At 45.4% G+C, this 13,770-nt stretch carries 10 protein-coding genes and 1 pseudogene; 3 read left to right on the top strand and 8 right to left on the bottom strand.

Translation table 11 applies throughout. From position 1 onward, the window contains the following. Positions 1-15: 15 nt before the first annotated feature. From VL525_RS04250 to VL525_RS04230, 5 genes are all read right to left on the bottom strand, one after another. Positions 16-1,857, bottom strand: coding sequence for a UbiD family decarboxylase (locus tag VL525_RS04250; RefSeq protein WP_325383693.1), 1,842 nt, complete (start codon positions 1,855-1,857; stop codon positions 16-18). A gap of 44 nt (positions 1,858-1,901) precedes the next feature. Further along, positions 1,902-2,519 (bottom strand): TMEM175 family protein, encoded by a 618-nt coding sequence (locus tag VL525_RS04245; protein ID WP_325383691.1) that lies wholly within the window; start codon positions 2,517-2,519, stop codon positions 1,902-1,904. Between the two features lie 12 nt (positions 2,520-2,531). Continuing rightward, the gene (locus VL525_RS04240) at positions 2,532-3,590 is read right to left on the bottom strand and encodes a class I fructose-bisphosphate aldolase (RefSeq protein WP_325383689.1); all 1,059 of its coding nucleotides are present in this window, start codon (positions 3,588-3,590) and stop codon (positions 2,532-2,534) included. 88 nt (positions 3,591-3,678) lie between these two features. Beyond that, positions 3,679-4,983, bottom strand: a complete 1,305-nt coding sequence (locus VL525_RS04235) for a pitrilysin family protein (protein WP_325383687.1) — start codon at positions 4,981-4,983, stop codon at positions 3,679-3,681. Positions 4,984-4,993: 10 nt separating this feature from the next. Continuing rightward, positions 4,994-6,385 (bottom strand): pitrilysin family protein, encoded by a 1,392-nt coding sequence (locus VL525_RS04230; RefSeq protein ID WP_325383685.1) that lies wholly within the window; start codon positions 6,383-6,385, stop codon positions 4,994-4,996. A 143-nt stretch (positions 6,386-6,528) separates the two neighbouring features. On the opposite strand from VL525_RS04230, the gene VL525_RS04225 reads away from it, so the two are divergent. Next, positions 6,529-7,365, top strand: coding sequence for a sulfite exporter TauE/SafE family protein (locus VL525_RS04225; RefSeq protein ID WP_325383683.1), 837 nt, complete (start codon positions 6,529-6,531; stop codon positions 7,363-7,365). Then, positions 7,343-7,807, top strand: a complete 465-nt coding sequence (locus tag VL525_RS04220; RefSeq protein WP_325383681.1) for a DUF1634 domain-containing protein — start codon at positions 7,343-7,345, stop codon at positions 7,805-7,807. The genes VL525_RS04225 and VL525_RS04220 overlap by 23 nt, the downstream gene beginning before the upstream one ends. A 4-nt stretch (positions 7,808-7,811) precedes the next feature. On the opposite strand, the gene VL525_RS04215 is transcribed toward VL525_RS04220, so the two are convergent. Next, positions 7,812-10,238 carry an outer membrane beta-barrel family protein gene (locus VL525_RS04215; RefSeq protein ID WP_325383679.1) on the bottom strand — a complete coding sequence of 809 codons (2,427 nt, stop codon included), beginning with the start codon at positions 10,236-10,238 and terminating at the stop codon, positions 7,812-7,814. A gap of 292 nt (positions 10,239-10,530) precedes the next feature. Between VL525_RS04215 and VL525_RS04210 the strand changes: the two genes are divergently transcribed. After that, the gene (locus VL525_RS04210) at positions 10,531-11,847 is read left to right on the top strand and encodes a serine aminopeptidase domain-containing protein (RefSeq protein WP_325383677.1); all 1,317 of its coding nucleotides are present in this window, start codon (positions 10,531-10,533) and stop codon (positions 11,845-11,847) included. Here the strand turns inward: VL525_RS04210 and VL525_RS04205 are convergent. Further along, the gene (locus tag VL525_RS04205) at positions 11,844-12,317 is read right to left on the bottom strand and encodes a DinB family protein (protein ID WP_325383676.1); all 474 of its coding nucleotides are present in this window, start codon (positions 12,315-12,317) and stop codon (positions 11,844-11,846) included. The genes VL525_RS04210 and VL525_RS04205 overlap by 4 nt on opposite strands. 53 nt (positions 12,318-12,370) lie before the next feature. Continuing rightward, positions 12,371-13,770: pseudogene (locus VL525_RS04200) on the bottom strand (TonB-dependent receptor); the annotation flags it as partial.

Raw genomic sequence — 13,770 nt, 5'->3', positions numbered from 1 at the left:
GACGTAAATTTTTAATTAGATGATACCGTACAATACCCCACCCTTCTCTCCCATCTTATCCACCAATTTTTCAACTGCAGGATCTTTTTCCAGTACCGGTGCATGATGAGGCTTGATGCGCGCATCAATGATGAGCGGGCCTTTGCAGCCCCAATGCTTGTGTTCGGTAAAACTGTTGATGCCATAAATATCGTGCGAAGGGTTACTGCGGGTAAAGGTTACCCAAACAAAGTTGTTGAGGTTTTGCGCTGTGAATACCGCATCGTCGCAGAGCACTATCAAGGGCAGGCCATCCAGTTGTTTATCAGCCAGGTGCTCTTCCATAATCTCAAATATCAACGGCGTATCGCTATGTTTTATATTTTTCGGAACTTCAACTGCCAGTATGCCTGGCATTACCATTTTGTAGTTGACGAATGGGCGCGGCATATCAAAATCACCTGGTAACTCACTCCATAACTCCCGCTTAATTGCCCCTGCCACTGCTACGGCCACTTTACTACCCGAATTCAGGCCACTGCCGCTGTAGTCCAGTGTATCTATGGTAGTATTGGTATAAAAATGCAGGTCGCGGCTTAGGTCGACGCGCTGCAGGATATGTTTCATGAATCTGCCAATGTCATTAACGTCTAAATCCGGATCATCTTCCTTCGCGGTGATGAACAGGTATTTCGCCAGGCTCAATTGGTTGGTTCCTAAAATTCGGTTGGCAATGGTCAGTATCTCTTGCGGCTTGCGTTCGTCGTTTGAATACGGCGTGTAGCGTTCGCTGCCTATAGCGAACAATAACGGGTGAACACCTGCGGCATCTACCGCATTCACGGCGTGCAGACCGGGTATTTCTTTTCCAATAGCCTCGCCTGTTATCTCATGGATCAATGCGCCAAAGCTGGTATCTTCCTGTGGCGGGCGCCCCACGACAGTAAACGACCACACTGCGTCCTTGCGGTGATAAACGTTGTGAACCTTCATCAGCGGGAAATCATGCTTCAAACTGTAATAACCCAGGTGATCGCCAAATGGGCCCTCGGGTTTATTGTCATGAGGCATCACGGTCCCGGTTATCACGAAATCGGCATCCGCAGAAATACAAAAACCTTCATCATCATAAAAATACCGGAAGCGCCGATTGCCTAAAGCCCCTGCAAAGGTCATTTCAGATAATCCTTCCGGCAAGGGCATTACTGCCGATACCGGGTGCGATGGCGGTCCGCCTACAAAAATGCTCACTTTTAAGGGTTGCCCTTTTGCATTTGCTTTGGTTTGATGGATACCGATACCCCTATGCAATTGATAGTGCAATCCTATCTCCTGGTTTTGGATATAATCATTCCCTGCCAGTTGTATACGGTACATGCCCAGGTTGGCATCCATAATGCCGGGTTTGTCCATATCTTCCGTATAAACCTGCGGCATGGTAACGAAAGGCCCGCCGTCCATCGGCCAGTTCACTATTTGGGGCAGATCGCTGATCTTTGCTTTGCCAAAACTGATGGGCGCGCTCCCGCTTACTTTCATCGGCAGGGCCGCAAATGCATTTAATGCAATACCTGCATATTTAAAAGGCTGTTTAAGCGCCTTCATGGGATCGTTTTTCAGTTCGATCAAAGTTTTGATCTGTTCCAGCGTATCCCGGAAGATAAATTTGGAGCGATCGAGCGTTCCGAACAAATTGGATAATGCCGGAAACTTACTTCCTTTCACATGCTCGAACAGGATGGCCGGGCCCTGGTGCTCAAACACGCGAAGGTGTATAGCCGCCATTTGCAGGTACGGGTTCACCTCCTCCCTGATACGGATGAGGTGGCCATTTTTTTCAAGATCGGAAATACAGGCTTGTAAACTCGGGTAACCCATTAGCATTAAACTGGTGCGCCAAATGTAGCTAAATCCGGCTAATGTTACTCTGCTTTCATCAGCAGCTTCTCTTCAACTTTGGTACTTCGGGAGAAAAATATATAAAATATCAGTGCAGCAAAAATGAAGAAGAAACTAATATAAGGACTAATAAAGCTGCCACCAGCGGCCAGTATATAACATATCGGGCCGACAGCCCCTATCCGTAAATAGGAGCGGTATATTTCCGCTGTGAACACTTCACTTCGCACACGCTTATTGGAGTAGATGTGGTTAAGCAGTAAAAAATGCATAAAAGCGATAATGAATAAGGCCGTGGAATAAACAAGGATGCCGGTAGTTAAGAAAGGGTTCTCGGCAAGCAACGCTGTCGGGTAAGGCATGATAGCTACAAACAAAAGATAGAACACATTGAGCCACAACAGCGCATTGTCAACCTTCTTGGCCATAGAAAAAATACGGTGGTGAGCCACCCAAAAAACGCCTACCACCATAAAGCTGAACGCAAATGTTACCAGGTGAGGCACGGCCCTCCGGAGAGCATAGTTAAGCTCGTGGTTATCGTAATTTTTTGCGTCAGGTATCCTGACACTTAAAATAAGCAGGGTTACCGCTATCGCAAATACCCCGTCTGAAAAATTCTCGAGCCTGACCTTGTTCATTTTTATGCCGGGTTAGGCAATGCCGATCTCTGTTGCCAGATATACATCCTGTATGGTATGAAGAAAATCCACACCCTCATCAAATGGCCGCTGAAATGCACGCCGGCCCAATATCAACCCGGTTCCCCCTGCTCTTTTATTGACCACGGCGTGCTTTACTGAGTCGGCCAGGTCAGATGCCCCTTTGGATTCACCACCCGAATTGATGAGTCCGGCACGACCCATATAACAATTAGCCAGCTGGTAACGGCATAGGTCGATGGGATGATTGGAACTCAACTCACTATACATCAGCGGATCGCTTTTGGAGAAATTGATGGCAGTAAAACCACCGTTAACATCCGGCATTTTTTGTTTGATGATATCGGCCTGGATGGTAACGCCGATATGATTAGCCTGGCCGGTAATGTCGGCCGATGTTTCATAATTGACACCGTCCTTTTTAAACGCGTTGTTACGTGTATAGCACCAAAGAACGGTAGCCATACCCAACGAATGTGCTTCCTCAAAAGCCTCAGCTACTTCGATGATCTGCCTGTCCGATTGCTCCGATCCAAAGTACACCGTGGCCCCAACCGCTGCCGCACCCAGGTTCCAGGCGTCCTTCACCGTGCCAAACATGATCTGGTTGTATTTGGTTGGATAGGTAAGCAATTCGTTATGGTTCAGTTTTACCAGGAAGGGTATTTTGTGGGCATATTTCCTCGACATCATGGCCAGGTTACCGAAAGTTGTCGCCACAGCATTACAACTGCCTTCAATGGCGAGTTTAATGATATTTTCCGGGTCGAAATACAATGGATCTTTGGCGAAGGAAGCCCCTGCAGTATGCTCGATGCCCTGGTCGACCGGCAAAATAGATAAGTAACCCGTTCCGGCCAACCGACCATGATCGTACATAGCCTGTAAATTGCGTAATACCTGCGCACTGCGGTTACTTAGGGCAAAAACCTTATCCACAAAATCGGGCGAAGGTAGGTGAAGCTGATCTTTGGAAAAAGTTTTGCACCGGTGATTGAGCAGATCCCCTGCTTCCTCACCCAAAAGCTCGGTGATCTTTGCTAACGACATGGCTTTGAAGTAAATGGTTATGGTAATATTACATCATAAACCTGATGTTGTTGACAAATTTATTCAACAATTACATTCAACTGATACCTCACCGTACTTTTTTATTGAAAGCCCCTTCAGCTTCGTTAGCCTGATCGGCATTACCGAGGTAAGCCCACCTTAACCCCGCAATATATTTATTGATCGCCCCGGATATTTGTTCGGCTGTGACTTTGTTAACCAGGTCAGGCAAGTTTTCCGCGGTTTCCCATCCGCCTAAAACTTCAGCCTGCCCCAAACTCTCGGTTATGGCCGACGAACTTTGCTCTTTCATAAAATACCCGGTTATATAGCTGCTTTTAAGCTCGGTAAGTCCTTCAGGTGTCACACGTGAATTTCTTTCAAGGTTCAGGGCCTCCGTCATCGCTTTTACAGCCTCTTTGGGGCTCGATGTGCTCACCGACATAATGGCGAAAGGCATCAATTGATTCACAGTTTCGGCGCCCGGGTCGTAGGAAAGATGGAGGCGTGTCCTCAATTCGCCAAAAAGTTCGCCGCTTAAAACACTTATGCCTAAACGATAGGCAAAAAAATCATCGCTGTTAACCGGAGGAGCGTTCATCACACCATTGATGTAGTTGGTTTGCAGATCGCGTTTTTCCGCAAGCACTTTATAGTCGTTCCATACAGGGGGGGTATATGTTACGGGGGTGTACTGGCGTGACGGCAACGACCCGAAAGAGGCCCTTACTTTGCTTATCAATTCCTCCTTACTGATATTTCCTGCAACAACTATAAACATTTGATTTTTATTCAGGATGCTGCTATAATAGGATTTGAGCTCCGCAGCGGTTAATTTACTTACAGCCTCTTCAGTCCCTTTTGGGTCGGTGGCATAAGGTGTACCGGCAAATGCATTGGCGACAGCCAATTGGCGGATGTGATCGTCCGGATCGGATTGGGACTGGCGTATACGGGCGATGGCTTTAGCTTTCAGCTGCTCAACCTCCCCTTCTTCAAACACCGGCTGTGTAACTGCCCCGGTAAGCAGGTCCCAGCTTTCATTAAAATATTTGGAAACACAATCCAGGGTAATATCTCCGTAGTCATAGTCAGACTCGCCTGAGATCACAACACCAAACTTGTCGGTACGGTCGCGGAATACATCGGCGCTGTATTTTTGGGTACCACATTGCCCTGCGGCTTCAAGCGCTATATCTTCGATACCGGCTTTATCGGCCGGGTAATTTGCCACCCCGCCACGATAAAACACACGAACACTAATCACATTCTTGACGGTGGGTTTGAAGATCACCTTGATGCCGTCGACATCGAAAGATGTCGCTGTACGCTGAGCAAATGCTGCAAACGCAATAAAATATAAACTTATACTGAGTATTATAGATCTTTTCATGTCGGATATCTTAGTTATTTGAAGCAAAAAAACGCTCTGGCTGAACCTGTTGTTTCAATTCGGGGCTCAACAGCAAGCCCGCGCAATATGGATGGCCCTTGATATATTTCCGTACATAGCTTTGCAGATCGGCACGCGTCATCTTTTGCAGGTTCGCGTTGTATCCGCTAAAGTAATCCATTGATGCCGCCGACCACCAAAAGGCCAGCACCTGCGTAAAATCAGAAGTGACCTCTTCCTCCCTTATTTTGATGATCTCCAGTTTCTCCTTAGCTGTTTCTATCTGCTCATCAGTCACATAGTCGTCGTTGTCCATCATTTCTATCTGCTTTTTCAATTCAGCCATGCATTCTTTGATCTTTGACGGATTCGGGACAACATGTAATGATATGGGCCCGACATGGCTAAGGGTCAGATACCCTATATCGACCTGCAACGCCAAACCCGACTGCACCAGCGCCTTATGCAATTTTGACGAATTTTGATTGATAATATAAGAGAACACATCGGCAGCATAAGTAGCCGGCACATCGGTACGCATATCGGGGCCGTGCCATTCCAGGTCGATCACGGGCACATTGGATAACGGCGATTCGACAATAAAATAATCCGTCTTTTGCAGCGGTTTAAATTCGGGCACGGGCCATTTCTGAAACGGGTCGAACCCGGAGGATTGCCAGGAGCCGTATATCTTGTCAACCTGGCTGAACACCTCCTCGTGCGAAACGCTTCCGGCGACGGTTAATAAACAATTATTGGGGAAATAATATTTATTCTTGATGGAATCCATCAGGTCGGGTGTGGCCGACCTGATCACCTGGTGATTGCCGATGGGGTTTTTCCGGCTATACAGGTTGCCCCACAGATGATGCTCCATTGCGTCGTTCAGCGCATGAAACGGGTTTGACTCCAGTCGCTGAAACTCGTCATCGACAACAACGTTTTCGCGCATCATTTCGCGCCGGTCGAATTTTGGAAAGCGTATAGCCGAATTCATAAATTTGAGACCTTGCTCCAGGTTGTAGTTTGGCAGGGTAAAATAATAGTTCACATTTTCGAAAGAGGTTTCACCATTAAATTTGATCCCCAGCTCGCTCACGCGCGTCATAAATTCCTCCTGGCTGTTATAGTCCCGGTTGGCTTTAAAAAACATATGTTCATAAAGGTGGCTTAGGCCGTTAAAGCGGGGTGTTTCGGTAAAGGCTCCGTTTTTGCAGGTTATCATAATAGTAGCCAGGGGCACACTGTTATCTTCAATTACAAGCACATCGAGCCCGTTGGGCATTTTTCGCATGAACATATTTTCAGGCAATTTGGCCTGTGCAAAAAGCATAACAGACTGCAGGATAAGGAAAAGAAAAAGGAGTGTTTTTTTAGTGAACGGATATTTTTTACAGATCATGATAAAGGTTTTTTTCAACGGTTTAAAATAGTAAAACAAAATTGTTAGTTCATAACGTTTTGAAAGTTTACAAAATTATTTTTCAAACCAAACCGCTTAAACTTTATTCCTACCTTAGCAACTCTCAATAACCTGCTCCGCCTATGTCGGTAATTGTATTTACTGTTATCGTTTTGCTCGGCTCCTATTTTGCGGGCCTTCTTGGCTCACTCACGGGCCTGGGTGGTGGTTTTATTGTCATTCCGCTGCTTACGCTGGTATTGCATGTCAATATCCATTATGCCATAGGCGCCTCGCTGGTGTCGGTTATTGCAACCTCTTCGGGCGCTGCCGCTGCCTATGTTAAAGAAGGCATCACCAATATACGGATAGGCATGTTCCTGGAGATTGCAACTACTGCGGGCGCTTTCACCGGCGCCATACTTGCCATTTATATCCCTGCGCAATATATAGCTGTTCTGTTTGGCGGCATTCTTCTTGTTTCTGCTGTTATGTCTTTCAGACAACTGGCAGAGCGCACTGTTAACCAGCAAAGTTATCTTGCACGTAAACTAAAACTGGGCGGAAACTATCCTGTCAATCATGAAATAGTGGAGTATGGGGTAACCAACGTGGCGGGAGGGTTTGCGACAATGATACTGGCTGGTGTTATTTCCGGCTTATTGGGTATCGGTTCGGGCGCCTTAAAGGTAATTGCTATGGACGGTGTTATGCGCATTCCCTTTAAGGTATCCACCACCACCAGCAATTTCATGATCGGCGTCACCGCTGCGGCAAGCGCCGTAGTTTACCTCCAACGCGGCTACATACACCCGGCAATTGCAATGCCGGTAGTAATTGGCGTATTGTTGGGCGCGCTCAGCGGCTCTAAAATATTGGTGCGTGCAGCTTCTTCAGGGTGGATTAGAAAGATATTTGCTATCGTTATCACACTTATCGCAATTCAAATGATCTATAATGGCATCACGGGAAAAATTTAACACAGGTATGCCCGCTGAAGCCGGCGCAAAAATAACCCATCCACCCGTAAGCCCGGAGAAGTCCGCGGGTTTTAAAGATAAGGACATGCAAGCCGTTATCGGCTGGATATTGCGCACAGGGGTTTTTGTATCCACAGCCTTTGTTATTACCGGCGGCATTATTTTCCTGGTTAATCACGGTCACAGCCAGATTGATTTTGCCAGCTTTAACAAAGTTCCGGATTTCATCAGTCATATAAAGGGTGTTATTCAAGGCGTCATCCACTTAAAGGGCCAGGCGATCATACAGTTTGGCATTGTGTTGCTGATAGCCACACCTGTATTTCGCGTGCTATTTGCCGGCATCGGGTTCCTGATCGAAAAGGATTACCTGTATACCTTTATTTCGACATTGGTGCTTCTCATCATTTTAATCAGCATGATAAGCGGACATATTGGCTGACCGATCAATTCTCATTACTGCTGCCGCCAAGCCTTTTCTGTTCGTCGGTTGTATTATTGCGGTTTTTTGACGACGATGTACCGAAATGATAGTAGAAGGTAAAGCCAATAAAACGTGTCGGCCTTTTATCACGCTGTGTGATATTCAGATTGCGGTAATCAGAATGGATCTTGTCGACATCGGTATTGAAAATATCTGACGCGGTTAAACTCAAACTGGCGTTTTTTGCAATTGCATAACGTAACCCGACATTCACGAAATAATCTTCCCTGTAATTATTGATCACGAAATAAGTAGGCGATTGATAGACACTCTCCAACTGGGCGCTAAGTTTTTTGGTGATCGTAAAATCCTGGCTGAGCGTGGCTTCAAGAGCAAAGCTTCCCCGTTTTGGTTGATTTGCAGCGAAATAATCGAACTGATCGTGCAACCCCACAAGGTCAAGGTTCAAATTCCACCAGCGGGTAAATTCAAATGGTATGCCCAATTGAATTGAATACCGGTAGCGTGTAGCGATGTTCTCTTTTATTGTAGTGTACACTTTCGTAACGTCATCCTGGGAGAATATTGTGCTGAAATAGTTATTTGTGACCGAAGCATTCAATGTGATCTTATATTTATGACGATACAGATCTGATACCTGGATGGTGTTTATGTAAAATGGTTTCAAAAAAGGATTACCTGTGTTGTAAAAAAATTGATCGACGTACCCCACGAAAGGGTTCAGGTCCTGGTAATTGGGCCTGTTGATGTTGCGGGAGTAGAATGCGGTAAGCTGGTTATCTTTATCGGGTTCGAAAGTAAATTGCACATTGGGGAACAGGTTAAAATAGCTGCTGTCCACCAGCCTGTTTGGACTTACGGATAGTGAAGTAGAATTTGTTTGTTCGGCGCGCAGGCCAAGTGACAAGCTGCCGTTTGTAAATTTAAGCCCGTACCTGATATAAGCGGCATCGATCCGTTCGTTGTAAATGAAATGATCGGTCAGGTCGGCCACCGGTATACTGGCATTATTGATCTGCTGTTCAAAGTCAATAGTATTATCACTTTTCACCTGGCTGTTTTTTATGCCGATGTCAACACTGCTGTTTTTCGATATCGCGTGACTAAGATCAATATTCTCGGACCGTACATGTATTTGCGATGGCGAGTTGTCTGTGTAAAACAGCGGCGTGCCATCGGGTTGCCCCTGCGCATCGAGAAAATCATTCTGCAGCATTTCTATCGAATGCCTGTTATAGGTAGAATAATTAAAATCTGCAGATAAAATGGTTTTACCCTCATTGCCAAAAGTCCCCCGGTAATTTGCGTTATAATTGAGGTTGGTAATGTGCCTGCTGATATTTGATTGAGTAAATATGCCGGAATCAGTTTGCCCGTCAGTTTTGATGACAGTGTTATTGCGTTTATCGATGTCGATAAAATTGTCAGTACCGTAAAAAAGCACACCTATGGTGTGTTTGGGGGCTAATGCATAGTCGGTTCCCAGGTTAAAACTATGATTTTTTGACAGGGTAGTGGCCGTGTAATCCACATCGAAATTATTGACAATGTTATTCACATCAATTACCCGGTCATTTGTAAAGTTGTGTACTGTTTTATTGTCGGTAAAATTGTAACTGGCAAACAGGTTAAGCTTATCCGTTTTTAGGTCCCAGTTGATACCGGCGTTCGATCTGTATTTATCGCCAACCGCTCCCGAAGCCGTCAGTCCTACGTTCGACCCAATATTTTTATTTTTCTTAAGGATGATATTGATCATTCCGCCGCCGCCGGCAGCATCATATTTAGCCGAGGAGTTATCGATCAGCTCCACCTGGCTAACGGTACTGCTCTGGTAGTTCCGCAACATATTGATTAATTCCTCGCCCGACAAAGACACGGGCTTGCCATTAATAGTGATAAGCGCTTTTTGCCCGCCCTTCAGCACCTCGTCATTAACGATCTTTACGCCGGGCGCTGTTCGCAACAGGTCATAAACTGTCGAACCTGAGGCTACTATATTCCTATCAACATTCAGAACGGTTCTATCCGGCCTAACTTCAAGAAAGTCTTTTTTCCCCGTAATATTTACCTGGTTAAGTTCCCTTACATTCATTGTCAAAGTAACTACCCCCCCATCAAGATCCTTACCGGCCGCCAGTTGATAAGGCCCTGTGTATAATTTGGCGTAATTAAGTTTAGTGATGAATAGCAGATAAGCACCGGGTTGTAATTCAGTAAATGAAAAATTTCCCTCGCTGCCGCTTATTGTTGACTTTACAACGGATGAATCGCGTGCCTTTAGCAAAACTATTGTGGCGCCGTCTGCGGGAGTTGCTTCTTCTGTGCGGATGTTGCCGTGTACCGCCGAAAGTACTGACTGGGCCAATGAAGAATTATAGGCAACCGTGAGTAAAACGGCAAATAAGTATCCGGCAATTAGCTTCATTAACAAGGGGCAGTAAAGGTTTAGCCTATAACTTTACGGGTTTAAAACTGCGTGCAATATAACAACTAAAAACCACAATTAATAAAATTTAGTAGCGTTACATTAACGATAAATTAATAATAATCGTTCTCAGCGACTATAATTTTAGTTGTGCTTTAATAAATTTAATCGCTGAATATTCCGGTGTCCTGCTTTAAAAAAGTTCATTCTCTGCGACCAAGAAAATCAAAACAGCACCGGAATAAGTTTATTAAATTCCAGATACTATATTTGTTTCCCCGATGACCATCAAATGAAAAAAACCATCTTCCTGTTGCTCGCAGTAATTTCAATTAAAGCCTCTGCGCAAACCGAGCCTGCCAATTACGCAGCGGCTGTAAATAAGTTCAAACTTTTTTACAATAATAATCAGCCAGATAGCATCTATAAAATGTTTGGCCCGCAAATGGTTGCTGCTCTCACGTTGGATAATTTCAAAGGCACAACCACGCAGCTAAGGAGCCAGCTCGGCAACCTGACGCAGACTGATTTTACCAGTTTTACGCCGCCCGTGGGTTTGTATAAAGCTACGTTTCAAAATGCAGCACTTGCCCTAAGGATATCGTTAAATGACAAAGATCAGATCATTGGGCTTTTGCTAAAACCGCTTGATGCACCGGCAGAAGCGGCAAAGCCCGAATCGGCAGAAAGCGCCCCGAAGACGACAACTATGGACCCGTCATTAGTTGAGTCTCCAATATCTTTAAAAACATTATCGGCCACTATCCATGGTACTTTGACCATGCCTAAAAATGCTTCAGGCAAAATACCCGTTGTACTCATCATTGCCGGCTCGGGCCCGACAGACCGTAACGGGAACAGCGAAAAACTTGGCCTTGAGACCAATGCTTACAAAGATATTGCCGAAGGTTTGGGAAAAAATGGTATCGCATCGGTTAGGTATGATAAACGCATGATAGGCGAAAGCCAGACAGGTAACAAAGAGGCTGACCTTCGTTTTGATGACTATGTTGACGATGCCGTTGGGCTGGTACAAATGCTGAACGGAGATGAACGCTTTTCGAAAGTAATTATACTTGGACACAGCGAGGGCTCGCTGGTTGGTATGCTTGCCACGCGCGACCAACCGGTTAAAGGTTATATTTCTGTATCCGGTGCAGGGCAAAGAGCCGATAAGATCATAACTGAGCAGCTTAAAACCCAACCCAAATTCATCCAGGATGGTTTTAAAACCCTTACCGACAGCATGAAAAAGGGCAAAACGATCGACAATATCGACCCTGGGCTTTATTTTATCGCCAGACCGAGCATTCAAAAATACCTGGTATCGTGGTTCAGGTATGATCCTTTTTATGTGATCAAATCAGTAAAAGTACCAACATTGATCATCCAGGGGACAACTGACCTCCAAGTTGCGGTAACCGATGCGGAAAGATTAAAAAAAGGCAAATCAGATGCGACACTGATCATTATACCCGGCATGAACCATGTTCTGAAAGATGCACCTGCTGATAAGGATCAAAACCTGGCAACCTACAAAAATCCGGACCTGCCTTTAAAAGCTGAACTGATACCGGATATCGTGAAGTTTATTAACGGGATAAATTAAGAGGGCCACGCCCCAAGTAAACGCCGGATAACGATGATCTCGGCGATATGATAAGCATTGTGGTCGGCTATCTGCAAGGCTTCCCGCAAAATGCTTTGGCCGTCGCCATGAGGGATAGCTTTGTAAATATCACCGTGTTTTAAAAGGTTTATGAACACGTTACGGTCATCCTTTATCTGTTTAACCGACTTTTCCCATTCTGCTTCATCGGCCGGTGCGGTTTCCTTTACCCAATACTCGTCGGGCCAGGCAGGTGACCGGTGCTTTTCGCTCTTACTGAATTCGAGCATATCCCATTGGGCAATACGTATGTGCTCTACCAATTGCCAAATGCTATATGGCAATTTATCAGGTTTAATTCCTCTCGCCTCTTTTGGTAAACCTGTAATTGCTTCGTCAAAACCCGCATGGGCGCCGCCGCCGTTCAGCAATTTTATCAATTCTTCTATCAATATTTTGTGATTATCCATTTCGCTTCCTGTTTCCCGGATAACAAGCCACTGGCCGATTAGTTCCGCAATAATTATTTAACCTCGTATTTATACACCTGTCTGCCCAAATCACCATCGTCATCAATACCTTCTATCACTGCCCGGTAAGTGCCTTTTACATCCGGCGTAAAGTATTCAAGTGATGCTTTGCCATCTTTGTCTGTAAGCATATTGGGGTTCCAATATATAGTGCTGCGGGCACTCTCAGGGCCAACCACTTTTGGTGCGTATTTTGTCTGATAAAAAGCTTTGATTTTATGGAAACCACCATACTTTATGGTCACTATGCCGTTTGGCGGCGTTTGGGTAAAGTAGGCCGTGCCTACACCGCCACGTTTCATGGTAATAATGATAGCGCCGCTCGGTGCAGAGGAGCCATAAATAGCGTATGATGCCTGGCTTCTTAATACCTCAACGCTATAAACATCGTTGGCGTTCAAATCGTTTACACTCAACTTATCCAATATAATACCATCTACTATGATGGCCATCTTTTTAGAACTACGTGTGTTAAAAGGAATTCCACCAGAAAACGTAACGCCAAATACCTTTCCGTTCAGACAGTCTGCCAGATCAATGCAATTTCCTAATTTATCGTACATGATGACCTGGTCAGCATTACCACCACCATGAAGATTGGACGAAGAGCTCAGATCGGGCTTTTTTGCTTTTTTTAGCCCGACGATGTTAACGGTCTTTAGTCCCCTCCCATATCCTGAGAGATCAATTTTCTGATCCTGCTGGTATTGTTTATACTGCTGATACGCTTTGATGGTGTCGGTTGTTGATATGGTTGTTATGTTGCTTACTGGCTCTATCTTTGGGTAATCCGGCGGTATGGCTTTGATCAGCACATTGCTGCCTTTGTTGGCTTTCCGTGCCCGTAGTACCAGCGTGGTGGTGTCGCTGATGTACAGGTTATTGAAAGTGAATTTTCCGCTTTCATCGGCTGTGGTGTCCCTGAATATCTTTTCTTTAATAGCGGCAAGGGTAACTTTGCCGTTAGGTACCGGCTTGCCGCCGGGGGTGCTCAGGATACCGCTGATCTCCTGGCTGCGTTCGGGTTGATATTTGATTGTTGTATTGCTGGCGGTATCCGGTATTTGTTTCCATTCGTACCGCCTGTAGCCCTGGGTCAGCATCAGGTTGTCCAAAGCTGCTCTGGTTTGTTCATTGGTATTGGTAAAATAATAGTTGGGTTGTTCGATATAGCCTTTCAGTTCCGAGGTGAGCAGCAGGTTGTTGATGATGGTGCTTTCTTCGTTTTCATCGGGCTGTACTTTGCTTTCGTTGATGACGGCTACTGAAAAGGTGCCTTGTTTGCCTTTATTGTTTTGATCGGTTGCGGTGATATTGAGTGTGGTCCTGTGAGCGGTGGTTTGGATTGGGCTTATGCCGAGTTTAAGCTCGTTTTCCTTATTATAGATAAAAG

Origin of the sequence: Mucilaginibacter sp. (assembly GCF_035492695.1) — a bacterium.
In the GTDB taxonomy this organism is placed as follows: domain Bacteria; phylum Bacteroidota; class Bacteroidia; order Sphingobacteriales; family Sphingobacteriaceae; genus Mucilaginibacter.
This window is presented reverse-complemented; position numbering and strand designations above follow the sequence as displayed.